This window comes from Yersinia sp. 2540 StPb PI (assembly GCF_052217165.1).
In the GTDB taxonomy this organism is placed as follows: Bacteria; Pseudomonadota; Gammaproteobacteria; order Enterobacterales; family Enterobacteriaceae; genus Yersinia; species Yersinia enterocolitica_E.
Genome location: NZ_JAZGQC010000001.1, coordinates 4484731 through 4510737, shown reverse-complemented (window position 1 = coordinate 4510737; position 26007 = coordinate 4484731). Strand labels below are relative to the sequence as shown.

Genomic DNA, 26007 nt, shown 5'->3' with positions numbered 1-26007 from the left:
TTGTTGATGAAACGGAGTGACCAATACCATCCTCGCAACCAACGAGGGTTTAGCCTGCCTGAAGCCTTAATTGCGGCACTGTTTTTCTCTGTCTCGTTACTGGGGTTGTTGCAATACCATCAGGCTCTTTTACAGGGTTTCTCTTCTGTGTGGCAACAGCGTCAGGCATGGTTTCTGCTTCATCAACATATTGATAGTGCAGGGGAGGATAGACCTGATAGGGGATTTATATCGGGAATGAAGCCTAACTGGTTATATCGTCAGTCTATTAGCCGAATTGAAGGGGAATGCACCGAGCTTAATTTCACTCTTGCGGTACGGAAAAACCTGTCAGCAGAGTTAACCCGATGGTTTTGCTCTACGAATGGAAGTGGCTAACGGCATAGTTATCCCCCATAGATGCGACGTTGCTGAGGCGACAAACAAGGGGATCCTGATTGATGAACCGCCGAGGTATACAGATGAGCAACTATATCGGTCTTATAATAGAGATAACCTATTGCGCTCATTCATTATCAAGTTAGAGTATTAAGCCTCAGGATTTACCCACAAGTGATAATAAACTGGTTTAATCACTTATGGCTATTTTCCATAGTGCCTTAAGGGAGTAATCATGTTCACGGTTTATCATTCTAATCAATTAGATTTACTCAAAGCGCTAACGACTGCGCTGATAGAACGAGAGCCGTTGGATAACCCTTTCCAGCAAGAAGTGGTGCTAGTTCAAAGCCCAGGAATGGCACAATGGTTACAAATGCAACTGGCACAACAATTTAGTATTGCAGCTAATATTGAGTTTCCGCTGCCCGCAACCTTTATCTGGGATATGTTTACCCGTGTTTTGCCCGGAATCCCAAAAGAAAGCGCATTTAGCAAAGACGCCATGACATGGAAACTTATGTGGTTGCTGCCAGATTTACTGGAAAGCCCGGTATTTTCTCCCATGAAACGCTATTTAAGTGACGATAATGATAAGCGCAAAATCCATCAACTTGCAGCACGGGTTGCTGACCTTTTCGACCAATATTTAGTATATCGTCCTGAATGGCTTGCCAGTTGGGAACAGGGCCAACTCATTGACAATCTGGACGATGCTCAACTGTGGCAAGCCAAGTTGTGGGTGGAACTGACCAATTATACCCGCCAATTGGAACAGCCCGAATGGCACCGTGCCAATCTCTACCAGCGGTTTATCCGCACCCTGCTTGAAGCGGATGTCTGCCCCGCTGGGTTACCCAAGCGGGTATTTATTTGCGGCATATCGGCATTACCTCCTATCTATTTACAAGCCCTGCAAGCGCTGGGTAAACATATTGATATTCATCTGATGTTTACGAATCCTTGCCGCTATTTTTGGGGCGATATTCAGGATTATGCTTTTTTGGCTAAATTACAAAGCCGCAAACGTAGACATTATCGCGAATCAATTGAAGTCAATCTGTTCCACCAGCCAGAGCAGGCTGAACAGCTCTTTAATACGAATGGTGAACAAGAACTCAGTAACCCATTATTAGCCTCGTGGGGGCGGCTCGGGCGGGATCATATGTATTTATTATCTCAGGTTGATGATATTCAAGAGGTCCACGCTTTTGTCGATATTGACCCTGATAATCTACTACATGGTATTCAGCACGATATGTTGGAGCTGGAAGACCACGCAATTATTGGCACCACGGCAGAATCCTTAGCGCGTAGCGACCAAAAGCGTCGATTAGATCTCAGTGATCGATCTCTTAGCCTGCATGTTTGCCATAGTCCTCAGCGAGAAGTTGAGGTTTTGCAAGATAACCTATTGAATTTATTCTCAACTAATCCTGAACTTACTCCACGCGATGTCATTGTGATGGTTGCCGATATTGACAGCTATACCCCTTATATTCAGGCCACATTTGGTAATGCGACAGGGAACCGCTATCTGCCGTTTGCGATTTCTGACCGTAAAGCCAGTCAGGCCCATCCGGCGCTACAGGCTTTTATTACCTTACTTGACCTCCCTCAAAGCCGTTTCACCTCTGAGCAAGTGTTGGCGCTGTTGGAGGTCCCTGCTTTAGCCAGTAAGTTTGGTATTACTGAAGATGGCTTGCGCCGCTTACGGCAATGGGTGGGGGAATCGGGTATTCGTTGGGGGCTGGATGATGACAATGTACGGGAACTCTCCTTACCCGCGACGGGTCAGCATACCTGGCACTTTGGTATAACCCGCATGTTGCTGGGTTATGCCATGGATAGCACCGCCGGAGATTGGCAGGGTGTTCTGCCATATGATGAGTCGAGTGGCTTAGCTGCGGAACTCGCTGGGCAATTGGCAGATATGTTGATGCAACTAAGCCAATGGCGGCAGCAATTAAGTGAACCCCGAGCACTCAGCGAATGGTTACCCCTGTGCCGCCAATTATTGGATACCTTCTTTGAACCCGATAATGACACTGAAGCGGTGTTGGTGCTGATTGAACAACAGTGGCAGAAGGTTATCAGCTACGGTATTGCCGCCCAATATCCCGATGTGGTGCCACTTAATCTGTTACGGGATGAACTGGCTTCGCGCTTGGATAATGAGCGCATCAGCCAGCGTTTCCTTGCCGGGCCAATCAACTTCTGTACTCTAATGCCTATGCGCTCGATCCCATTTAAAGTTGTTTGCTTATTGGGGATGAACGATGGCGTTTACCCACGAACGCTGCCGCCGCTGGGATTTGATTTGATGGCAAAGCAGGTTCGCCGTGGTGACCGTAGCCGCCGTGACGATGACCGCTATCTGTTCCTCGAAGCGCTACTTTCGGCTCAGCAACAGCTCTATATCAGCTATATCGGGCGCTCTATCCAGGATAACAGTAAGCGTTATCCATCAGTGCTGGTCAGTGAACTGATTGAATATATCTCACAAAGTTATCATTTACCGGGTGACGAAATGCTCAATGCTGATGAGAGCGCTCAGCGGGTGATTCAGCACTTACTCTGCTGGCATGCGCGGATGCCGTTTGCGGCAGAAAATTTTATTCAGCATAGCGAGTTACAGAGTTACGCTGCTGAATGGCTACCCTCTGCTGAGTCCAAAGGGCGACCGCATCCAGAGTTTAATCAGCCATTATCGCCTGAATCTTTATCTGAAATTACATTGGATGAGTTAATCCGTTTCTATCGCCACCCTGTGAGGGCATTCTTCCAGCTCCGGCTAGGAGTGAATTTTGTTATTGAAGAAACAGAATTGCCTGATGAAGAGCCATTTACTTTAGATAACCTCAACCGCTATCAGTTTAATACTCAGTTACTGAATGCGTTGATAGATGAGGGAGACATCAATAGCGTGTTTACCCGAGCTCGAGCGGCCGGTAGCCTGCCTTATGGATCGTTCGGTGAGCTTTATTGGGAAAGCCAGCAAGAGGAAATGGTGCCATTAGCTGAACAGATTCGTAGCGAGCGCCTTGAGCATCATAGCATTGAACTAAATATCGAATTGGGTGACATCACCCTTACAGGTTGGATTCATCAGGTTCAGGAAGATGGATTAATTCGTTGGCGTCCCGCGGCATTAACGGCGATAGACGGGCTCTTATTATGGATTGAACATCTGGTCTATTGTGCTGGTGGAGGTGAGGGGCAAAGCCGGATGTATGGTCGCAAAGGAACTGCATGGCGCTATGATTCTTTGGTCCGTGATGAGGCTCATCACTATTTACAACAGTTAATCAGTGGGTATCAGCAAGGAATGTGTGAACCACTGTTATTGCTGAGCAAAAGTGGTTGGGCATGGCTGAGCCAGTGTTTTGAACGCGAGTCAGGTCAGATTTTGTGGGATGAAGAAACACAAACTAAAGCCCGCATGAAACTTTTACAAGTTTGGCAGGGTGATCAGCGAGTTGCAGGTGAAGGTGAGGATAGCTATGTGCAAAGGGTGTTCCGCCTGATGGATAATCCACATCTCGACAAGATATTACATGAAACGGAACGTTATTTATTACCGATTGCCCGCCATAATAAGGCGTGAGAACTGCTGATGGCCAAACCAGGCTTTCATACATATCAATACCAGAAAGTTGGCTGCGGCTTTAAGCGGTAATTTTTAAGGGGTTAGGGGAGAAACGGAATGCATAAACAGTTTGCCCGCATCATGGGTATATTTTTCTTATTAGGTTTGCTGGCACCTCTCAGTTGGGCTGCTGCGCCTGCGTGGCAACCTCTGGCAGAAGCCATTCACAAAAGTGAACATGACCTGCGTAAATATCAGGCAATAAAGTTGCCTAATGGTATGACGGTATTGCTAGTTTCTGATGCGCAAGCACCTAAATCCCTGGCAGCACTGGCGTTGCCTGTCGGATCATTGGAAGATCCCAATAACCAGTTGGGCTTAGCTCATTATCTGGAACACATGTTATTGATGGGTTCTACGCGTTTTCCTGAACCAGGCAGTTTTGCCGAGTTTCTGAAAAAGCATGGCGGTAGCCATAATGCGAGTACGGCTTCTTATCGAACCGCCTTTTATTTTGAAATTGAAAATGATGCATTAGCTCCGGCAGTTGAGCGTTTAGCCGATGCTATTGCACAGCCTTTGTTAGACCCTATCAATGCTGATCGTGAACGTAATGCGGTCAATGCTGAATTGACGATGGCCCGCTCGCGCGATGGGATGCGCATGGCGCAAGTTAATGCTGAAACGCTTAATCCAGCACATCCTAGTGCGCGTTTTTCGGGGGGTAATCTTGATACGCTGAAAGACAAGCCTGATGGCAAATTACATGATGAGCTGCTGAGTTTTTATCATCGTTACTATTCTGCCAATTTGATGGTGGGGGTGCTGTATAGCAATCAGTCTCTGGAGCAGTTGGCACAATTAGCGGCTGATACCTTTGGCCGGATTCCGAATCGGGAGGCAAAAGTTCCTCCAATCACGGTACCTGCTGTAACACCGGACCAAACCGGTATTATTATTCATTATGTTCCAGCCCAACCACGTAAACAGTTAAAAATAGACTTTCGCATTGAGAACAATAGCGCAGAATTTCGCAGCAAAACAGATACCTATGTTAGCTATTTGATTGGTAATCGCAGTAAAGATACGTTGTCCGACTGGCTACAAAAACAGGGGCTGGCAGATGCTATTAATGCCGGTGCCGACCCAATGGTAGACCGTAATGGTGGGGTGTTCTCTATTTCGGTATCACTTACGGATAAAGGTCTGGCCAAACGTGACGTCGTGGTGGCCGCTATCTTTGATTACATCAAAATGTTGCAAAAAGACGGCATTAAACAGAGCTATTTCGATGAGATAGCCCATGTTTTAAATCTGGATTTCCGTTATCCCTCAATCACGCGGGATATGGATTACATCGAGTGGCTGGTGGATATGATGTTGCGAGTACCTGTCGCACATGTGCTTGATGCGCCCTATCTGGCGGATCATTATGATCCCAAAGCCATTGCTGCCCGGTTGGCTGAAATGACGCCAGAGAATGCGCGGATCTGGTTTGTCAGCCCTGAAGAGCCTCACAATAAAGTGGCCTATTTTGTTGATGCCCCTTATCAGGTCAATAAAATTAGCCCACAAGAGATGAAAGACTGGCAACAACTTGGGGAGAATATCACTCTGAGCCTACCGGCACTTAACCCCTACATCCCAGATGACTTTACGCTGATCAAAGCAGATAAAAATATCATCCGGCCACAGAATGTTGTGGAACAACCGGGGTTACGGGTGTTTTACATGCCAAGTCAGTATTTTGCTGATGAACCGAAAGCCGATATCGCGCTGGCTTTCCGCAATCCTCATGCGTTGGATACCGCCCGCCATCAGGTACTCTTCGCCCTGACTGATTATCTGGCCGGCCTTTCACTGGATGAACTGAGCTATCAGGCTTCGATCGGCGGAATCAGCTTCTCAACCGCCCCTAACAACGGTTTATATGTCAGTGCTAATGGCTTCACACAGCGGATGCCACAATTGCTAACCACGCTGGTTGAAGGTTATTCCAGCTTCACGCCAACAGAAGATCAATTAGTGCAGGCTAAATCTTGGTATCGCGAGCAGTTGGACGTGGCTGAGAAAGGCAAAGCTTATGAACTGGCGATTCAGCCAGCGAAATTGCTGTCTCATGTTCCTTATTCTGAACGCAGCGAACGGCGCAAATTGCTTGATACTATCAGCGTGCAAGATGTGCTGACTTATCGTGATAGCTTGCTGAAGCAATCTGCGCTGGAAGTATTGGCAGTGGGTAATATGACCACCCAGCAAGTTACCGCTCTGGCTGAATCGTTGAGAAAACAATTGGCTTTGACGGGAACCACTTGGTGGACCGGCGAGGATGTTGTTGTTGATAAGGCTCAACTGGCCAATATGGAGCGGCTTGGCAGCAGTTCTGATGCTGCGCTGGCGGCAGTCTATGTTCCAACCGGCTATACGGAAATTGATGGTATGGCGCGTAGTGCTTTGCTGGGGCAAATTGTTCAACCGTGGTTCTATGATCAATTACGAACCGAAGAGCAGCTCGGCTATGCGGTATTTGCCTTCCCGATGTCGGTTGGCCGCCAGTGGGGCTTGGGGTTCTTGCTGCAAAGTAACAGCAAGCAACCTGATTACCTTTATCAACGCTATCTTGCTTTCTATCCACAGGCAGAAAAGCGCCTGCGTGAAATGAAACCTGCTGATTTTGAACAATATAAACAAGGGTTAATTAACCAATTACTGCAACGACCACAAACTCTGGATGAAGAGGCTAGTCGTTACAGTAATGATTTCAATCGTAATAATTTTGCGTTTGATAGTCGTGAAAAAATGATTGCTCAGGTGAAGCAACTTAATAGCACTGTATTAGCTGATTTCTTCCAGCAAGCGGTTATTAAACCGCAAGGTCTGGCACTGCTTTCTCAAGTTAAAGGTCAGGGGCAAACGGCTGGCGGATATGCGGTGCTTAAAGGATGGACGACCTATCCGACAACATCTGCCTTGCAGGCTACCCTGCCGCAGAAGGTATTAGCTCCATGACATCAATGACTCCCCAGCGGCTGGAGCCGCTGACGCTCCCCTTATACGGTGAGAGGCTGATTGAAGCCTCTGCCGGTACTGGTAAGACTTTTACCATTGGGGTTCTTTATCTGCGATTGCTGCTTGGTTTGGGAGGGGAGGCAGCATTCAGTCGCCCCCTGACAGTAGAGGAAATCCTGGTGGTGACCTTTACTGAGGCGGCAACTGAAGAGTTGAGGGGGCGAATTCGCGACAATATCCATGGGTTGCGTATTGCTTGCGTACGGGGAGTCAGTGATGACCTAATGCATCAGGCTTTATTAACTGAAATTAGTGATCTGGGCGAGGCGGCAGCACAGTTACTTACTGCTGAGCGTCAGATGGATGAAGCCGCAATTTATACCATTCACGGTTTTTGTCAGAGAATGCTGACGAACAATGCTTTTGAATCTGGCATCTTGTTTGAACAAACATTGGTTCAGGATGAACAGCCCTTACGCAGACAGGCCTGTGCCGATTTTTGGCGGCGTCACTGCTATCCGCTTCCATTGGCTGTTGCACGCGCAGTCAGCCAGGAATGGAGCGGGCCGGAGGCATTGCTCAAAGACCTTGCTGCTTATTTACAAGGTGAAACACCAAAATTTCGGCAAGCACCTAGTGATGATGAAACGATACTCAGTCGGCATCAGCAAATAGTTGTGCAAATTGATACTGTCAAAGCGCAATGGCGTGCGGTGGCTCATGAGTTGGAAGCTTTAATTAGTGCATCTGGCGTTGATAAGCGCAGCTACAGCAGCCGATACTTACCTAACTGGCTAGAAAAGGTCGCTATATGGGCAGAGCAGGAAACCGGTGATTATCAGTTACCTAAAGAGCTGGAAAAGTTTCGCCAATCGATATTATCTGAGAAAACCAAAAAAGGTGCGATCCCCCAACACTCGGTGTTCAGTGCGATAGACCGCATCTTCGAACAACCTTTGACACTAAGAGATTTGATTTTAGCCCGTGCAATTAGCGAGATACGAACTTCCGTCCAGCAGGAGAAACGGCAGCGGGCAGAATTGGGTTTTGATGACTTGCTCAGTAAATTGGATGTGGCATTACAGCAGCCAGGTGGTGAGTTGTTAGCTCAATCTATTCGTACCCGTTATCCAGTTGCAATGATTGATGAGTTTCAGGATACCGATCCTCAGCAATACCGTATTTTCCACACGCTTTATGGTAACCAAGGTGAGTGTGGTTTATTACTGATTGGCGACCCTAAACAGGCTATTTATGCTTTCCGTGGCGCAGATATCTTTACCTATATTCGTGCTCGTTCAGAAGTAAGTGCCCACTACACGTTAGAGACCAATTGGCGTTCCTCTTTCCCGATGGTTCAATCAGTAAACAGGCTTTTTAGTGCGGTTGAGGTTCCTTTTCTGTTTGAACAAATCCCCTTTATCAAGGTGGCGGCGGCTGAAAAAAATAGCTGTCTATCTTTTGAAATTAAAGGGAAAAAACAGCCAGCCATCTCTTTTTGGCTGCAACCGGGTGAAGGGGTTGGGGTTAGTGAATACCAGCAATTGATGGCCAGGCAGTGTGCCAGTCAAATCCGTGACTGGCTGGTGGATGGGCAGAATGGGCTGGCGCAATTAGTGACAACGACAGGCTCAAGGCCGGTTCAGGCATCTGATATTACTATTTTGGTTCGTAGCCGGGCAGAGGCTGCGCTGGTTCGAGATGCACTGAGTGCCTTAGCTATTCCATCAGTTTACTTATCCAATCGCGACAGTGTTTTTGATACTGCAGAAGCCAAAGATCTATTGTGGTTATTGCAAGCTGCATTGGCCCCTGAGCAGGAAAGAGCCTTACGCAGTGCGATGGCTACCGGGATGCTAGGGTTGGATGCACAGATGCTGGATGCATTGAATCACGATGAACGGGCTTGGGATTCTCTGGTCGATGAATTCGATGGCTATCGCCAACATTGGCAGCGCCGTGGTGTGCTTCCTATGCTGCGGGAAATAATGGCACAGCGCCATTTAGCTGAAAACTTGTTGGCGACCCCTGGTGGGGAGCGTCGGCTGACAGACTTACTGCATTTGGGAGAGTTATTACAAGAGGCCGCATCACAGCTTGATAGTGAGCACGCACTAATCCGTTGGCTGGCACAACAAATAGCACAACCAAATCATCAGTCAGATAATCAACAATTGCGTTTGGAAAGTGATCGCCATTTGGTACAGGTGATTACAATTCATAAATCAAAAGGGTTGGAGTATCCGTTGGTTTGGCTCCCTTTTGTCGGCAATTTCCGTCAGCAGCAGGACGTGCTATATCACGATCGTCATAGCTTTGAGGCTCTGCTTGATCTGAATGCTGATGAAGAGAGCCAGGCTTTGGCGGAAGAAGAGCGGTTGGCAGAAGACTTACGGTTACTCTACGTTGCGCTGACCCGCGCGGTTTATCATTGTAGTATCGGTATTGCGCCGCTGATTAAAGGCGGGCGGAAAAAACAGGGCGAAAGCGACATGCACCTTAGCGCTTTAGGCTATTTGGTTCAACATGGACAAGCTGGCGACGCGCAATATCTGGCGGATAAGTTGGCGGAGCTAACCACATTTTCGGGCGGTGATATTTCGGTCTCACTGGCGGAACGTCCTGACGCTACAGCTTGGCAGCCACGGCCTGAAGTTTTGCCAGAACTCGCCGCGCGCCAGTTTAACCGACAAATGCACGACTTTTGGCGGGTTACCAGTTATTCCGGCCTACAGCAGCATGGTGCCAAATCGCAGGTTCTGAATCTCCCTTTACAGGAGCTATTGCCACGGCTAGATAGTGATGCCGTCGGTGAGCAGGCACTCATCACCGCAGCCGATTTAACGCCCCATACCTTCCCGCGGGGGGCGGCACCGGGGACTTTCCTGCATGATTTACTTGAGCCATTAGATTTTAGCCAACCTATTGAGCCAGACTGGCTGGCGCAGCAACTACAGCAACAGGGCTTTGGTGAACAATGGTCGCCAATGTTGTATCAATGGCTAAGTGACATTATGCACGTCCCCCTTAACGATGCAGGCGTAACTCTGGCAGGATTGACGCCGGAGAGTAAGCAGGCGGAATTACAGTTTTATTTGCCTATCGATACTTTGTTACGCGCTAATCAATTAGATGCCTTAATCAAGCATTATGACCCGCTCTCACGTCAGTGTCCGGTGTTAGATTTTCAGCAAGTCAGAGGGATGCTTAAGGGCTTTATTGACTTGGTTTTCTGCTGGCAGGGTAAGTATTACTTATTAGATTACAAATCTAACTGGCTGGGGGAAGACAGTAGTGCTTATACCGCACAATTGATGGCCCAAGCGATGGCTGAGCATCGTTATGATCTGCAATATCAGCTTTATACCTTGGCTTTACACCGCTATTTACGTCATCGCTTGGGCGATTATGACTATCAACGGGACTTCGGGGGTGTCATTTATCTCTTCTTGCGTGGTGTCGATAAACAACATCCGGGTAACGGTATCTTTAGTTGTCGCCCTGAACAGGAGCTGATTGAAGGAATGGATTGTTTATTCAGTGGCAATGAGGTCGTTCTACTTTCAGGTCATGAAAGTGGTACAGCTCAGGCAGATGAGGATTCATCAAGATGATGGTTCTACTGGACCAAGCGGTTCGTGACCACTTACTACGCCCTCTGGATGTTCAATTTTCTCGCATGATTGCAGGGGATGATGACCCTATGCTGCAATTGGCGGCGGCTATTCTCAGCGCCGAGGCGGGAGCCGGGCATGTGTGCCTGCCATTAAGTTATCTGCAACCAGAACAACTGTTTGGTGGGCGGCAGGCTGGGTTATCTCAAGCATTATGGCTGGCTGCTGGTGCTCCAGAGCTGTCGCGTTGGATACAAGGATTAAATAATTCTCCAGCGGTCAGTGATGGCTCATTGCCAACGCCGTTGGTGTTGCAAAATGAACGTTTGTATCTCCAACGGATGTGGCAGTACGAAGGTGATGTGGTGCGGTTTATTGCCAGTGACAATACCGCTTTATTCGTTAATGAGGCCAGGGGGATTAACGAAAGCCTATTAACAGAGACACTGGACCGCCTATTTGGTCGGTCAGACACGGAGATTGACTGGCAAAAGGTGGCCGCCGCAGTAGCCGCTACTCGCCGTATCTCGGTGATTTCTGGTGGGCCGGGAACGGGGAAAACCACCACAGTAGCCAAGCTATTAACTGCGCTGATACAGCTTAGCCAAGGGCAGCGTTTACGTATCCAGCTTGCTGCCCCAACGGGTAAAGCCGCTGCGCGGCTGACTGAGTCATTGGGGAATGCCATCCGCCAACTCACACTTACAGATGCCGAGCGCAAGTTATTCCCAGATCAAGCATCCACTCTGCACCGTTTATTAGGTGCTCAACCAAACAGTCAACGTTTGCGTTATCACCGAGGTAATCCACTAAATCTTGATGTGCTGGTGGTAGATGAAGCGTCTATGGTGGATTTACCCATGATGGCGCGGCTAATTGCCGCTTTGCCCGCTAAAGCTCAAGTCATTTTCCTCGGGGACCGAGATCAGTTAGCTTCGGTTGAGGCCGGGGCGGTATTGGGGGATATTTGTCGCTTTGCTGAGTTGGGTTATAGCAAGGCTCGTGCAGAACAGTTAGCACGGCTGACAGGATGCACATTGGCCGGAAATATACCGATTGGAGCAGTCTCTACGGATACGGTCAATGTGCGTGATAGCTTGTGTTTATTGCGTAAGAGCTATCGGTTTGATGAGAAATCGGGTATCGGGCAGCTCGCTTTAGCGGTTAATGCAGGCAAGTATCGGGATGCATTATCAGTATTAAAGGGGGCCTATTCAGATATTGAACATTTTTCTCTGACGGATTCAGATGACTACCAACGGTTGCTGGAGGATTGCGTTGCGGGCTATCAGCATTACCTCCAATTGGCAGCTACAGGTGCGCATGCTGGGGATGTGCTGGCGGCATTTGGTCGTTATCAATTGTTGTGTGCATTGCGAAGTGGGCCATTTGGCGTCAGTGGCTTGAATGAGCGTATTGAGCAGTTGTTGCATCGCAAGAGGTTAATTGAGCGTGCACCTGGTCCATCTGGGCGTTGGTATGCCGGTCGGCCGGTGATGATCGGGCTTAATGACAGTGCGTTAGGTCTTTTTAATGGCGATATTGGTATCGCGTTATATGACGATGAAGGAGAGCTACGGGTGCATTTCCAGTTGCCGGATGGCAACATAAAATCGGTGCAACCCAGCCGTCTTCCCAGCCATGAAACGGCTTATGCCATGACAGTTCATAAGTCGCAAGGATCGGAGTTTGAACATACCGCCCTGGTATTACCGAATACTTTTATGCCGGTCTTAACGCGCGAATTGGTTTATACCGCGATCACTCGCGCCCGCCAGCGTTTAACTCTGTATTGTAGCGATACGATATTGGGCAATGCGATATGCACACCGACTCTTCGTCTGAGTGGGTTAGTGGATCGTTTGAATGCATTGACGTGAGTTATACGCTTGCTGCTTGAAGCCACAAGGAACACGTTACGCGGACCATTCCTTGGTCTGGCAAGGGTGGCCGCTGCTTGCGGCCTCCCTGTAACGCTAATTATGTTGGGAATAAATTAAATAAAACCCTGATAAAGCATGTGGTCGCAATATTTATAATCAATACGGCTACAAATCAACCAACAGAATCTTTGAGCGCCGCTGATAGTTATACAGTTCCTGCTTCTGAATCGGTAAAACCTCTACTTCGGCAGGTGTAAAACCGCGTTCTTGGAACCAGTGAATACTGCGGGTGGTGAGTACAAACAGCTTTTTAAGTCCCATCTGCCGCGCTTGATTAGCAACGCGCTTTAATAGCATTTCTCCCCGAGAAGAGCTGCGATAGTCAGGATGTACTGCCACGCAGGCCATCTCACCTATTTGTTCTTCAGGGAACGGATAGAGCGCTGCACAGGCAATCGTCAAATTATCCCGTTCAATAATCGTGAATTTGTCGATTTCCATTTCAAGCTGCTCCCGCGAACGACGCACCAGAATGCCTTGTTGTTCCAGCGGGCGAATCAATTCAAGTATGCCACCAATATCATTGATGGTAGCGCGGCGCACTTGTTCAGCACTCTCCATAACAATCTGTGTACCGATACCATCGCGGGAGAATAGCTCTTGGACTAGCGCTCCATCCTCCTGATAACTCAGTAAATGGCTCCGGCGTACACCGCTACGGCAAGCTTTCACTGCACCACGTAGGAAGCGTACCGTACCGGAGTTGTAATCACCCTTTTGTTCCAGATCTTCAATCCGTTTTTGAGCATCATTCGGGAACAGCTCTGAAATAATGTCACCTTCACTGTCAGTCACCCCTTGGGATGAACAGAAACCGATCATCTTTTCTGCTTTCAGTTTGATAGCCAACTGGGTGGCAACTTCTTCTGATGTGAGATTAAAGCTCTCGCCGGTCACCGATACAGCAACCGGGCCTAGTAACACGATTGCGCCATTATCTAATTGACGGTGAATTGCCTCTTCATCGATACGACGAATACGCCCGCTATGACAATAATCGACACCATCATCCACACCCAGCGGCTGAGCAATAATGAAGTTGCCACTGACTACATTAATATGCGCGCCTTGTAGCGGGGTATTATTGAGACTCATTGATAGTCTTGCAGTGATATCCAACTGCAATAGGCCGGCTGCTTGTTTCACCATTTCCAGAGTTCGGGCATCTGTTACCCTGGTATGCTTGTGATAAATAGGTTCGTAATGATGCTGTGCCAAATTGCTGTCGATCTGTGGGCGTGCACCGTATACCACGACCAACCTGATCCCAAGGCTATGCAACAAACCGATATCATTGACGATATTCGCGAAGTTTTCATGCTCAATCGCCTCGCCACCCAACATGACAACGAATGTCTTGCCACGGTGCGCGTTGATATAGGGAACTGAGTGGCGAAATCCCTGGACCAGTTCAGTACTACGTTCCTTCACGGCAGACCCTCTTTGAATTTTTATTCGGTATTTTTGTATTTTTATTCTTTTTTGACCAAGATGGCAAGCACCAAATTACTATCAAATGCATATGTATGGCGTATCTGTATTAATAAATTGAATAACATAAAAATGTTTTTCTAATGACAGCGTGGGATTGATTCGTTAAAGTTTTTGCACATAAATTTTTTTGTGCGCTTTTTATTCATATTTTGGTAGTTACTTTGGAGTTACATGGCAGATTCAAATCATAATCCTGGGCGTCGTCGTCTGTTGCAAGGTGCTGCGAGCGCCTGGATGCTGAGTGTTAGTCGAGTTGGATTTGCTGCTTCCTCACATATTATTGCAGTCCGGGTTTGGCCCTCTTCAACCTATACCCGAGTCACGCTGGAATCCAATACTCCGCTGAAGTATCGTCAGTTCGCTCTTACCAATCCTGATCGTATTGTGGTTGATATTGAAGGGGTACATTTAAATAGCGTCCTGAAACAGATAACTAATCAGGTTCAGTCCGGTGACCCTTATCTGAAGCAAGCCCGAGTAGGGCAGTTTGATAAAAATACCGTCCGTTTGGTTTTGGAGTTGAAGCAAAGCATCAGCCCCCAGCTATTTACTCTAAAACCTTTTGCTGAATTTCGAAATCGTTTAGTGGTGGATTTATATCCCGCTCAGGGCAACAGCTCTGCTGAGGACGATCCATTGTTGGCATTATTGGAAGATTATAATAAAGGCGACGTGGAGCGTAGCTTACCCGCAGAGACACCAAAAGCAGGCAAAGCAGGGCGCGATAGACCGATAGTTATCATGTTGGATCCTGGTCACGGCGGGGAAGATCCTGGTGCTATTGGTAGAAATAAAACCCGTGAAAAAGACATTGTGCTACAAATTGCTCGTCGGTTACGGGCGTTAATTCAAAAAGAAGCCAATATGCGGGTGTTTATGACCCGTAATGAAGATGTTTTTATCCCGTTGAAAGTGCGGGTAGCGAAGGCGCGCAAACTGCGGGCAGATTTATTCATTTCAATTCATGCGGATGCATTTACCAGTCAGGCGGCCAGAGGTTCCTCCGTTTTTGCGCTATCAACCAAGGGCGCAACCAGTACCGCCGCGCGTTTCCTGGCCCAGACACAGAATGAGGCCGATCAGATTGGGGGGGTTAGCAAAAGTGGTGATCGCTATCTGGACCATACCATGATTGATTTACTGCAAACGGCGACTATTAATGACAGCCTGAAGTTTGGTAAAGAAGTGCTGAATCGCATGGGGAAAATTAATACGCTGCATAAGAACCGTGTCGATCAGGCGGGGTTTGCTGTATTGAAAGCACCTGATATTCCTTCAATTCTGGTTGAAACAGCATTTATCAGTAATCTGGAAGAAGAGCGCAAACTACGTACCAGCCGTTTTCAGCAACAAGTCGCAGAATCTATTTTTGCTGGCATCAAAGCCTATTTTGCTAACGGTGGGGCGATGGCCCGACTTTAACGCGTAGGGCATTGTTATTGATTGAGAGATATACCCTAAATAATTCGAGTTGCAGGAAGGTGGCAACTGAGATAATCCCGATGAGTTGACGTTAGTCAATGATTCGGGTGAACGAAAGCAGCCAACACACATGCGGCCATGCGGCTTGAAGTATGACGGGTATAAAGCCAGAAACAAAAAAACACCCTTAAGGGTGTCTGATGTTGATATGAAAATGATTAAGAGTTGGTTGCGGGGGCCGGATTTGAACCGACGACCTTCGGGTTATGAGCCCGACGAGCTACCAGGCTGCTCCACCCCGCGTCCGTCTTAATACTATTTTCTATCTTACTACTACTTTTATTACTTAATGGTGTAATTGGTTGCGGGGGCCGGATTTGAACCGACGACCTTCGGGTTATGAGCCCGACGAGCTACCAGGCTGCTCCACCCCGCGTCCGTCACTACACTTTTATTTGCTTCTCACTACTATTCTACCTAATTCGTCTTAACTTTCAAGACTATCGAACGACATTTGATACTGCTGGTAGCCAGTATCGGTTGGTTGCGGGGGCCGGATTTGAACCGACGACCTTCGGGTTATGAGCCCGACGAGCTACCAGGCTGCTCCACCCCGCGTCCGATTGAGCGCACTATACTCTGGATGAGATCTGTTGCAAGTAGTTTTGCCACTTAATTAGGGTAAAGAGGTTTTTTCGATTAATTTATCAACTATCTGTTTCCTTTTTCCCCATAACGGGGTCAGGAGGATTTTTTTCCACCTGCTGATTCCTTTATCTATAGGCGTTTGTTATCGTTCGCCAGTAGATAAAATGAGTAAAAGAAGGCGTGAAATGACAAGTCGTTGGGGCAAATACCTACTAAGTGGAATAATGATTGCTGTTCTGGCGGGGTGCCAATCGCGGCCAACCGATCGTGGGCAGCAATATAAGGATGGGCGTCTGGAGCAATCACTGGAACTGGTGAATGAACCAAATGCAACAGGTAAGCCAGTTAACGCAAAAGATTATTCTGATCAGGTGAAAGTGATTAACCAATCTTCACCGGGTCTCTATAACCGCAATAGTAATACATTCAATGCGGTCGAAAACTGGATGTTGGCAGGGGCTGATACCAGCAAGCTAAGTTTATTTGGTTTGAATGCCTATCAGATGGAGGGGGTCGATAATTTCGGTAACGTACAGTTTACTGGCTACTACACTCCGGTGCTTCAGGCCCGTTATACGCCACAAGGTGAATTCCGCCACCCACTTTATCGGATGCCTGCTAAAGGAAAGCGTCGTTTACCCGATCGCGCTGCTATCTATGCAGGTGCATTGGATAACCGTAGTTTAGTTATCGCATACACCAATTCGCTGGTAGATAACTTTATGATGGAAGTGCAGGGCAGCGGCTATGTTGATTATGGCGATGGGCGACCACTGACCTTCTTCGGTTATGCAGGTAAAAATGGCCATGCTTACCGCAGTATTGGCAAAGTGCTGATTGATCGTGGCGAAGTCGCTAAAGCAGATATGTCGATGCAAGCCATCCGCCACTGGGCTGAAACTCATAGTGAAGCTGAGGTCAGAGAGCTTTTAGAGCAGAATCCGTCCTTTGTGTTCTTTAAACCAGAAATGTACGCGCCGGTGAAAGGGGCCAGTGCGGTTCCATTGATTGCCAAAGCGTCAGTTGCATCTGATCGTTCCTTGATTCCGCCAGGCACCACATTACTAGCTGAAGTGCCTTTGCTGGATAATCAGGGGAAATTCACGGGTCAATATCAGATGCGCCTGATGGTGGCATTGGATGTTGGTGGTGCGATTAAAGGTCAGCACTTTGATATCTATCAGGGGATTGGCCATGAAGCTGGGCAGGCCGCTGGGTTCTACAATCATTATGGTCGGGTTTGGGTACTGAAAAATGCCCAAAGCAGCGGACCGCTATTTACCGCTTATCAAGGTGGCAAAACAGTCGCGCCAGCGGGTAATGGTTTATCATTACTGGTGAATAATCAGGGTCAGTAAGCTTCCTTATTACCTGCAATTGCCGGTATACGGTCGGTTTCACTCTTTATCAGGCGGCCAATTGGCCGCTTTTGTCTTCATATCATCGATATTATTAACGTCATTTCGAAGCAATTAAGGTAACACATTGATGAACACAGCCTTTTCCGAAGCTTACCAACAGCGGTTTGGTGGCATAGCGCGTCTATATGGTCAGCAGGCGCTGGAACTGTTTTCGCAGGCGCATGTCTGTGTCATTGGTATTGGCGGTGTCGGCTCATGGGCAGCGGAAGCGCTGGCGCGCACGGGTATCGGCGCGATTACGTTGATTGATATGGATGATGTTTGCGTAACCAATACTAATCGTCAGATCCATGCCTTACGGCACAATGTCGGGCAAGCTAAAACCGAAGTGATGGCGGAACGTATTCTGGCTATCAATCCTGAATGCCGCGTGACGTGTATTGATGATTTTATTACTGCGGATAATGTCGCGGAACTTTTAAATAACAATTTTAGCTATGTCATTGATGCAATTGATAGTGTACGGCCTAAGGCGGCACTACTCTCTTATTGTCGCCGCTATAAAATCCCGGTAGTCACCACCGGTGGGGCCGGTGGGCAGTTCGATCCAACGCGTATTGAGGTAGTAGATCTGGCAAAAACCATTCAGGATCCGCTGGCGGCTAAGCTACGTGAAAGGTTGAAAAGTGACTTTAATGTGGTGAAAAACAGCAAAGGTAAACTGGGGATCGACTGTGTTTTTTCCAGCGAACCACTGGTTTATCCCCAGGCTGATGGATCAGTTTGTGCTTCGCGCAGTACAGCGGAAGGCCCAAAAAAAATGGACTGTACTTCAGGTTTTGGCTCGGTAACCATGGTTACTGCGACCTTTGGTTTTGTTGCTGTGTCCCATGCATTGAAAAAAATGATGGCGAAAGCAGCCCGTCAGGTGAAATAACTCCTACTCTATATATTGGGCGGCGATAGCCTTTACACCTTGCGCCAGCGCCAGTAAACCGCTGGCGCGCGAGGTGCTTAGCTGCTGGCGTAGCCCTAACTGCTCAAACAGCGCCAATGGGTCTTCTGCTAATACCTGCTGTGGGGTTTTCCCCTCCACTGCAGTTAAAATAACCGCCAGTAATCCACGAACAATACGGCCTTCGCTATCACCATAAAAATGTAAGCTGCCATCCGGCAGGCGTTGATGCCCCAGCCACACTCGATTTTCACATCCAGTTAGCTCCAGTTGATTCTGTTTTAGTGGCTCCGGCAATGACGGAAGCTGTTTTGCCAGCAAAATCAACTGACGATAACGATCTTCCCACTGTTTATGAACGCTGAATATCTCCAGCAGTTTAGCAGCAGTAATATCGTGACCAAAAGGGTGTGGGGCAATCATCATCTTCTCAATTAGACCGGTGGTTATTGGGCGAAATTATTATCTGTTAGTTCTTAATCTTGCAATAGTTCCAGAGCCTTAGCTATTGCGTTACACAATATATCAACATCGTTCGCGGTATTGTACGGTGCGAATGAGGCACGCAGGCTGCCACTTACCCCTAATGCTGCCATGAGTGGTTGTGCGCAATGTTGCCCGGCGCGTAGTGCGATGCCCTGTTCGGCCAATAACGTTACTAAATCGCTATGGTGCACACCATCGAAAGTAAACGCCAATAAACTAGATTGCTGGCAACGGAAGCTGCGAAAACCCGGTAATTTAGCCAGTTTATTCTCTGCCAATGTGGCTAAATTTTGGCTATAGGTTTCTGCTTCTGCCAGATCAATATGTTCGAGCCAACTAAGAACGGCAGAGAAACCAATGACGCCAGCAATATTTGGCGTACCAGCCTCAAAACGGTATGGCACCTCATGGGACGTAAATCCACCGAAGGAAGCATGAGTGAGCATTTTACCGCCACCGTGCCAGGCTGGCATCTCGTCGAGTAATTCAGACTTGCCGTACAGCACGCCTATGCCGGTCGGTCCATAGAGCTTGTGGGCTGAGAAAGCGTAGAAATCAATATCTAGCGCTTGAACGTCTGCCGGGTTATGCACAACACCTTGTGCTCCATCTACCATCACTACGCAGTTATATTGATGGGCAAGTTCGATTGCCTGAGCTAACTCGGGGCTACCACCCGTGACGTTAGACATCTGGCCCAGCGCCAATATGCGTGTTTTATCATTAAGCAATTGCGGTAATTGCTGTAGGTCGGGTAGGTGATCAAGGCCGATGGGTAATTTAACCATTCTGGCCCCTGTCTGCTCTGCAACCATAAGCCAGGGAATTAAATTGGCATGATGTTCAGCTTCACTGACAATAATTTCATCGCCCGTTTGCAGGCGAGGGCGGGCATAGCTTTGTGCTACTAAATTAATGGCTTCGGTAGTGCCTTTGGTCCAAATGATATTTTCTGCTGCGGGTGCATTGATAAAGTCGGCCACTTGTTGGCGGGTTTCCTCAAAACGAACCGTCAATGACAATGCTGATTGATGTTGGCTGCGATGTACTGTTGCAGAGTCCTGCTGATAAAACTGTTGCGTCGACTCAATCATGGCGCGGGGTTTCAGCGCAGTTGCCGCACTATCCAGATAGGTTATCTCATCACTAATAGCCGGGAATTCCTGACGAAAATCCGTGGGATTAAAGGCTTTCATACTGTTGTTCTCATCCTTTGGGTTACTTCGGAACTGTCTCATTTTGACTCATTTTGTTCATAATTTGCCCGCTAATGGCTCGGTTCACTGGAAATATGTCATAAGTGAGTTATGCTAAATAGTAACGGACATAACCATTTGTCTGGTAATGAAAATGAGTTTTTTAGCATTTTAATCTGCAAGGAGTCACCCATGAAAAAGACAGCTGCCGTAATTTCTGCACTTATGCTCACTTTTACCTTAGCAGCCTGTTCAAGCAACTATGTTATGCATACCAATGATGGTCGCACTATCGTTGCTGATGGTAAACCTAAAGTAGATGATGAAACCGGGATGATAAGCTACACCGATGCCAACGGCACCGAGCAGCAAATTAACCGTTCAGAAGTAAAAGAAATGGCTGAGGGTAAGTAGTTTAACGCGAAGTCACCGTTCAAAAGATGCCTAATACGGCAATCAAACCCTCTGCAACAACTTAAATTTAAGCTCTGACTATGTGCAATGCAAAGTCGCGTTTAAATTTAAGCGCTGAAAATAGGGTAAAAAAAAGCACCGCTAAAATAGCGGTGCTGCATAAAATCACTATGGACAGACAGGGTAAATGTACAGGAAGTGAAAAAAAACAGTAGCTTAGCTACTATGTCTGGACTACCAGACCATTTGCAAACACAACATCACAACCACAAAGCCAAAAGCATTTCAGTACCTGGATACTAAACCTACTTTTCGTTCCGGCTTGGGAAGTGCCGCCACTATAGGTATTTGCTGGCGCATCATCAACGGACAATTTATAATGTCTCGGATTATAAAAACTAATAAGTAAACAAAGGGTTTCATCTAAGGATGAGCCGTTATAAAAAAGTATCCAATTCATGTCAAAACGATTACCACCCCTGAACGCCTTGCGGGTTTTCGATGCGGCCGCACGCCACTTGAGTTTTACTAAAGCTGCTGATGAATTATTTGTCACGCAAGCGGCTGTTAGTCACCAGATAAAGTCCCTGGAGGATTTTCTCGGGCTAAAACTGTTCCGCCGTCGTAACCGCTCGCTGTTACTGACTGAGGAGGGGCAAAGCTACTACCTCGATATTAAAGAGATTTTTACCTCCATCAATGAAGCAACTCGTAAATTGCAGGCGCGTAGCGCGAAAGGCGCGCTCACTGTAAGCCTCCCTCCTAGCTTTGCTATTCAATGGCTGGTTCCTCGTCTATCTGGATTTAATGCGGCTTATCCGGGGATCGATGTCAGGATTCAGGCGGTGGATCGGGAGGAGGACAAACTTGCTGATGACGTTGATGTGGCTATTTTCTATGGTCGGGGTAATTGGACTGGTTTGCGTACTGAGCGTTTGTATGCAGAATTCTTACTTCCTGTTTGTGCGCCTACTTTATTAACGGGTGAGCATGGATTAAAAGTACCGGCAGATCTGGCTAATCATACGTTGTTGCATGATACTTCCCGCCGGGATTGGATGGCCTATACCCGTCAACTGGGTGTTCCTCAAATTAATGTGCAACAAGGTCCGATATTCAGCCATAGTGCTATGGTGGTTCAGGCTGCCGTTCACGGCCAAGGTATTGCGTTAGTGAATAACGTCATGGCTCAGGCAGAGATTGAAGCAGGGCGCTTGGTGTGCCCGTTTAATGATGTTTTGGTGAGTAAAAATGCTTTTTATCTGGTTTGTCATGACAGTCAGGCAGAACTAGGTAAAATAGCCGCCTTTCGTCAGTGGATATTGGCAAGAGCTGCCAGCGAGCAAGAAAAGTTACGCTTTCGCTATGAGAACTGATTAATCACCCTATCTGCGTAGTAATGACAACCCATTCACGATGGTAACCCGCTACGATAAAATGGGCTATTGTCGGGCGATATAACGATATACCCACGTCATTGGAGTCGCAGCTAGCATTTCTGCAATGTCGAGTACGAAGGGTATAACTCTATCTAATTTAAGGTTAATGACGATGAATGGTCGTTTAATGCTGATATTTGCCGCACTGAGCGGTTTTTTCTATGTCGCTTTCGGTGCCTTTGGTGCTCATGTATTGAGCGCCTCACTGGGGCCGAATGAGATGGCCTGGGTTCGTACTGGGCTGGAGTACCAAGGGTTCCATACGCTGGCGATTCTGGCGTTAGCTGTTGCGATGCAACGGCAAGTAAGTATTTGGTTTTACTGGAGTGGTGCCTTGTTAGCGCTCGGAACGCTACTCTTTAGCGGCAGTTTATACTGCCTGGCTCTATCGCACCTGAAACTGTGGGTATATATCACGCCAATCGGCGGAGTATGTTTTCTGGCGGGATGGATTTTGATGTTGATTGGCGCTCTGCGTCTAAGAAAAAGGGCAGAACGCCATGAATAATAAAATTGCTTTATATTGCCGCTCTGGCTTTGAGAAAGAGTGTGCGGCAGAAATTACTGCGAAAGCGGCACAGCTTGAAATCTTTGGTTTCGCTCGAGTAAAAGAAAACAGCGGTTATGTGTTGTTTGAGTGCTATCAGTTGGAAGATGCCGATCGCTTGATTCGTGAAGTGCCTTTTCGTGAGTTGATTTTTGCCCGCCAGATGATGGTGGTGGGTGAGTTATTAAAAGATTTGCCGCCGGAAGACCGTGTTTCACCGATTGTTGGGATGTTAGTCGGTGTTATTGAAAAAGCCGGTGAGTTACGTGTTGAAGTTCCTGATACCAATGAAAGCAAAGAGTTGCTTAAGTTTTGCCGTAAGTTAACGGTACCTTTACGCAGCGCAATGCGGGAACAAAAAATTCTTTCTGCCCGTGAAAATCCTCATCGGCCAGTGGTACACGTGTTCTTTATCGCGTCTGGTTGCTGTTATGTTGGCTACTCTTACAGCAATAATAACTCGCCGTTCTATATGGGTATCCCCCGTCTTAAGTTCCCATCTGACGCACCAAGCCGTTCAACCTTAAAACTGGAAGAAGCTTTTCATGTGTTTATCCCTGCGGATGAATGGGAGGAGCGTTTGGCCAGTGGTATGCATGCAGTTGATCTAGGTGCTTGCCCCGGTGGCTGGACCTACCAATTAGTGCAGCGCAGCATGATGGTTCAGGCTATTGATAATGGTGCGATGGCACAAAGCCTGATGGATACCGGACAGGTAACCCATCATCGCGTCGATGGTTTTAAATATGAGCCAACGCGTAGCAATATCTATTGGTTAGTATGCGATATGGTAGAAAAACCGGCTAAAGTGACGCAACTTATCATCAAGTGGTTGGTAAACGGTTGGTGCCGTGAGGCAATTTTCAACTTGAAATTACCGATGAAAAAACGTTTTGAAATCGTTTTGGAAAATATGGAAATGATGGATGAACAGTTGAAAGAAAACGGTATCAATGCCCATATTCAAGCTAAACAGCTCTATCATGACCGTGAAGAAGTGACGGTGCATGTGCGTCGTATCTGGTCCGGTGTGCCGGGGCGTCGGGATGAACGCCAATAGTCATATATCTTTGGTACTTGCAGCCGCAGTGGTTTAGCGGTGGCTCCAATTACTGGAATATGAGTATCGTGTTATCCGCAAGGGGCCATTTGGCCCCTTAATTTTAAGGTAACCTAAGTTGTTGCAAGTTACCGCTTAATGTCAAATCGGTTTTCAGTGTGGCGATTTGCTTACAGATAAATGCCATATCTTGGTGTTGCTGCAATTTCTTCCGCCATTTCTCCGGCACTGATTCCAGATCTTGATAAAGCGCTTCAAGGTTGCTGGCATGCTGCAATAGCAGTGCGGCAGTTTTGGCACCTATCCCCGCGACGCCCGGAATTTTGCTGCTGCTGATGCCCGCAAGCCCCCAATAGTCAGGCAGTTGGTGTGGCAATACACCAAACTCTTGTTTTACAAATGGCATATCCAGCCAGCGTTTTTGGAAGTAATCGCGAATCTGTACATTTGGCGCTAACAGTTGGCAGTAACCTTTGTCGGTGGAAACGATCGTCACTTGATGGCCGGCTCCACCAATTTTGGTCGCCAAAGTTGCCGCCAGATCATCGGCTTCATTGCCAGGAGAATGCCAGCAAGCGACCCCGAGTGAGCTAAACGCCTCACGGATCTGCGGCATTTCTTGTTGCAGGTTGTCCGGCATCGGTGAGCGGCCAGCTTTGTAATCAGGCAAGCATTGATGACGCCAACTATCGGAACGATCATCCTCATCAAACACGGCCACAGCGTGGGTGGGCTGGCTGTGCTGAATCAGTTGTTGCAACGCATGCTGGCAGGCATTAATGCAAGGTGAACCTTGTACGGCATGGATGCGACGAATCAGATTAAGTGCATCAACGATAAGAAGATGGATTTGCATAGCCTGTCTTATATAGTCATTAAGCCAGATTAATGTCGGGCAGCCACACGACTAAGTGCTGGCGCTGCCCGGTGAGGTATTACTAGTTAAGGCTTAGCTGCAAATTTCGTAGCAAGGGGTATAAGCAGTGCCAGGCAGTTTCATTCGATGCTGTGCAATAAATCCTTGCAGTAAGCTATCCATTTGTTTCATCAATTGTGGATCGCCATGCAATTTATAAGGCCCATAGGCTTCGATGGCATGAATTCCCACTTCTTTTACGTTACCCGCAACGATGCCTGAGAATGCACGGCGTAGTGCCGCAGCCAGTTCTTCGGGTGGCTGGTTATGAGACAGATTGAGATTCGCCATATTTTCATGACTCGGTTCAAACGGATGCTGTAAATCTGGCTTGATACGGATAGACCAGTTGAAGCTATAAGCATCCCCCGTATTACGGCGGTTCTCTTTCACCAGTGGCATCGCTTTTTTCATTTGACGGGCGACTTCAGCCGGGTCATCGATAATTATCTTGTAGTATTTGCGCGCGCCATCACCGAGAGTGTTTATGATGAACTCATCCACCACTCGGAAATAATCCGCGCTCTCTTTTGGCCCGGTTAAGATAAGTGGCAGTACCTGCTCACTGTTCTCTGGATCCATTAATATGCCTAGCAGATAGAGCAACTCTTCCGCTGTTCCTACGCCGCCTGGGAAAATAATGATGCCATGCGCGATGCGGACGAACGCTTCAAGCCGTTTCTCAATATCCGGCATGATAATCAATTCATTGACCAGCGGATTAGGTGGCTCTGCCGCAATGATGGAAGGCTCAGTCATACCAATAAAACGGCCATTTCTGTAACGTTGTTGGGCATGGCCAACGGCGGCACCCTTCATCGGTGCTTCCATCGCTCCTGGCCCACAGCCAGTGCAAATATTTAACTCTCGTAAACCCAGTTGGCTCCCCACTTTACGGGCATACAAGTATTCAGTTTCATTGATTGAATGGCCGCCCCAGCACACAATCATATTGGGGTCTTCATCAAGATGGAGGGCTCGGGCATTACGTAAAATAGAAAAGACCAGATTGGTCAAATGGCTGGAGCTTTCCATATCGAGATGTTGAAAACGCCCAGCGTTAACGATTTGACCATTCACAAACAAAATATCGCGTAACACCGCAAACAGGTTTGCCTGTAATGAACGAATAATTTTGCCATCAACAAAAGCATGTTCTGGTGGATTTACCAGTTCGAGTTTTACACCTCGTTCACGGCGCAATACATTGATATCAAAAGTTTCATAGCGCGATAAAAGCTCTTTGCTGTTATCGGTTAGGCTGCCTGAATTGAGAACTGCCAAGGAGCAGTTACGGAATAAACGGTACAGATCACTGCTGGCTGTACGTTTGAGCATATCCACTTCGAGCTGTGATAACAGATCCATTGAGCCGAGTGGGCTGACATGTGTAATCAAAGTTACTCCTTTACACCCCGGAGGGTGGTAGTGTCCGTGTATACCCTTCGTACTTGACGTTGCTGGGTGTTGGCTGCCTACCAGCCACACCAATTACTTTGGGTATATCAGAATGCTGCTTTCTATTTTGCCGTGGAA

Annotated in this window: 17 protein-coding genes and 3 tRNA genes; 12 read left to right on the top strand and 8 right to left on the bottom strand. The window is 47.6% G+C overall.

All coding sequences use genetic code 11. The annotated features are described in order from the left end of the window. The first annotated feature begins 6 nt into the window (after positions 1 to 6). The 5 genes from V1956_RS21125 to recD all read left to right on the top strand — a co-directional run bounded on the left by V1956_RS21125 (position 7) and on the right by recD (position 12470). Complete coding sequence (locus V1956_RS21125) at positions 7 to 378, top strand: prepilin-type N-terminal cleavage/methylation domain-containing protein (protein ID WP_372559786.1); 372 nt, start codon at positions 7 to 9, stop codon at positions 376 to 378. Positions 379 to 613: 235 nt separating this feature from the next. Then, positions 614 to 3985: an exodeoxyribonuclease V subunit gamma gene (gene recC / locus V1956_RS21120; protein WP_442825620.1), complete on the top strand. Its 3372-nt coding sequence runs from the start codon at positions 614 to 616 to the stop codon at positions 3983 to 3985. 99 nt (positions 3986 to 4084) lie between these two features. After that, on the top strand, positions 4085 to 6976 hold the full coding sequence (ptrA, locus tag V1956_RS21115; RefSeq protein ID WP_372559784.1) for a pitrilysin: 2892 nt from the start codon (positions 4085 to 4087) through the stop codon (positions 6974 to 6976). Continuing rightward, positions 6973 to 10590 carry an exodeoxyribonuclease V subunit beta gene (gene recB, locus V1956_RS21110; RefSeq protein ID WP_442825837.1) on the top strand — a complete coding sequence of 1206 codons (3618 nt, stop codon included), beginning with the start codon at positions 6973 to 6975 and terminating at the stop codon, positions 10588 to 10590. Before ptrA ends, recB begins: the two co-directional genes overlap by 4 nt. Next, complete coding sequence (gene recD, locus V1956_RS21105) at positions 10587 to 12470, top strand: exodeoxyribonuclease V subunit alpha (protein WP_420074735.1); 1884 nt, start codon at positions 10587 to 10589, stop codon at positions 12468 to 12470. The genes recB and recD overlap by 4 nt, the downstream gene beginning before the upstream one ends. A 168-nt stretch (positions 12471 to 12638) precedes the next feature. On the opposite strand, the gene argA is transcribed toward recD, so the two are convergent. Continuing rightward, a complete protein-coding gene (gene argA / locus V1956_RS21100; protein WP_420074736.1) occupies positions 12639 to 13964 on the bottom strand; it encodes an amino-acid N-acetyltransferase in 1326 nt (441 codons plus the stop codon). A gap of 234 nt (positions 13965 to 14198) precedes the next feature. Here argA and amiC point away from each other — a divergent pair, with 234 nt between their 5' ends. Continuing rightward, positions 14199 to 15449: an N-acetylmuramoyl-L-alanine amidase AmiC gene (amiC, locus tag V1956_RS21095; protein ID WP_372559781.1), complete on the top strand. Its 1251-nt coding sequence runs from the start codon at positions 14199 to 14201 to the stop codon at positions 15447 to 15449. A 226-nt stretch (positions 15450 to 15675) separates the two neighbouring features. Here amiC and V1956_RS21090 read toward each other — a convergent pair. The 3 genes from V1956_RS21090 to V1956_RS21080 form a co-directional block, all read right to left on the bottom strand. After that, positions 15676 to 15752: transfer RNA gene (locus V1956_RS21090), tRNA-Met, on the bottom strand. 56 nt (positions 15753 to 15808) lie between these two features. Then, positions 15809 to 15885, bottom strand: a tRNA-Met gene (locus V1956_RS21085). Between the two features lie 105 nt (positions 15886 to 15990). Continuing rightward, positions 15991 to 16067 (bottom strand) — tRNA-Met (locus V1956_RS21080). 215 nt (positions 16068 to 16282) lie between these two features. Between V1956_RS21080 and mltA the strand changes: the two genes are divergently transcribed. Further along, on the top strand, positions 16283 to 17455 hold the full coding sequence (gene mltA / locus V1956_RS21075; protein WP_420070722.1) for a murein transglycosylase A: 1173 nt from the start codon (positions 16283 to 16285) through the stop codon (positions 17453 to 17455). A gap of 130 nt (positions 17456 to 17585) precedes the next feature. After that, positions 17586 to 18395, top strand: coding sequence for a tRNA cyclic N6-threonylcarbamoyladenosine(37) synthase TcdA (gene tcdA, locus V1956_RS21070; protein ID WP_420070723.1), 810 nt, complete (start codon positions 17586 to 17588; stop codon positions 18393 to 18395). A 3-nt stretch (positions 18396 to 18398) separates the two neighbouring features. On the opposite strand, the gene csdE is transcribed toward tcdA, so the two are convergent. Continuing rightward, positions 18399 to 18839 (bottom strand): cysteine desulfurase sulfur acceptor subunit CsdE, encoded by a 441-nt coding sequence (csdE, locus tag V1956_RS21065; protein ID WP_420070724.1) that lies wholly within the window; start codon positions 18837 to 18839, stop codon positions 18399 to 18401. A gap of 50 nt (positions 18840 to 18889) precedes the next feature. Continuing rightward, complete coding sequence (gene csdA / locus V1956_RS21060) at positions 18890 to 20095, bottom strand: cysteine desulfurase CsdA (RefSeq protein WP_372559777.1); 1206 nt, start codon at positions 20093 to 20095, stop codon at positions 18890 to 18892. A gap of 192 nt (positions 20096 to 20287) precedes the next feature. Here csdA and V1956_RS21055 point away from each other — a divergent pair, with 192 nt between their 5' ends. The 4 genes from V1956_RS21055 (at position 20288) to rlmM (ending at position 23555) form a co-directional block, all read left to right on the top strand. Next, positions 20288 to 20509: a YgdI/YgdR family lipoprotein gene (locus V1956_RS21055; RefSeq protein WP_005166349.1), complete on the top strand. Its 222-nt coding sequence runs from the start codon at positions 20288 to 20290 to the stop codon at positions 20507 to 20509. Positions 20510 to 20967: 458 nt separating this feature from the next. Beyond that, complete coding sequence (locus tag V1956_RS21050) at positions 20968 to 21885, top strand: transcriptional regulator GcvA (protein WP_083162896.1); 918 nt, start codon at positions 20968 to 20970, stop codon at positions 21883 to 21885. A gap of 175 nt (positions 21886 to 22060) precedes the next feature. Next, positions 22061 to 22456 (top strand): DUF423 domain-containing protein, encoded by a 396-nt coding sequence (locus V1956_RS21045; RefSeq protein ID WP_083162898.1) that lies wholly within the window; start codon positions 22061 to 22063, stop codon positions 22454 to 22456. Continuing rightward, positions 22449 to 23555, top strand: a complete 1107-nt coding sequence (rlmM, locus tag V1956_RS21040; protein WP_083162900.1) for a 23S rRNA (cytidine(2498)-2'-O)-methyltransferase RlmM — start codon at positions 22449 to 22451, stop codon at positions 23553 to 23555. Before V1956_RS21045 ends, rlmM begins: the two co-directional genes overlap by 8 nt. A gap of 103 nt (positions 23556 to 23658) precedes the next feature. Here the strand turns inward: rlmM and xni are convergent, their stop codons facing one another. Beyond that, positions 23659 to 24411, bottom strand: coding sequence for a flap endonuclease Xni (gene xni, locus V1956_RS21035; protein ID WP_372559776.1), 753 nt, complete (start codon positions 24409 to 24411; stop codon positions 23659 to 23661). A gap of 93 nt (positions 24412 to 24504) precedes the next feature. Continuing rightward, positions 24505 to 25869 carry a nucleotide 5'-monophosphate nucleosidase PpnN gene (gene ppnN, locus V1956_RS21030; protein WP_372559775.1) on the bottom strand — a complete coding sequence of 455 codons (1365 nt, stop codon included), beginning with the start codon at positions 25867 to 25869 and terminating at the stop codon, positions 24505 to 24507. Positions 25870 to 26007: the final 138 nt, after the last annotated feature.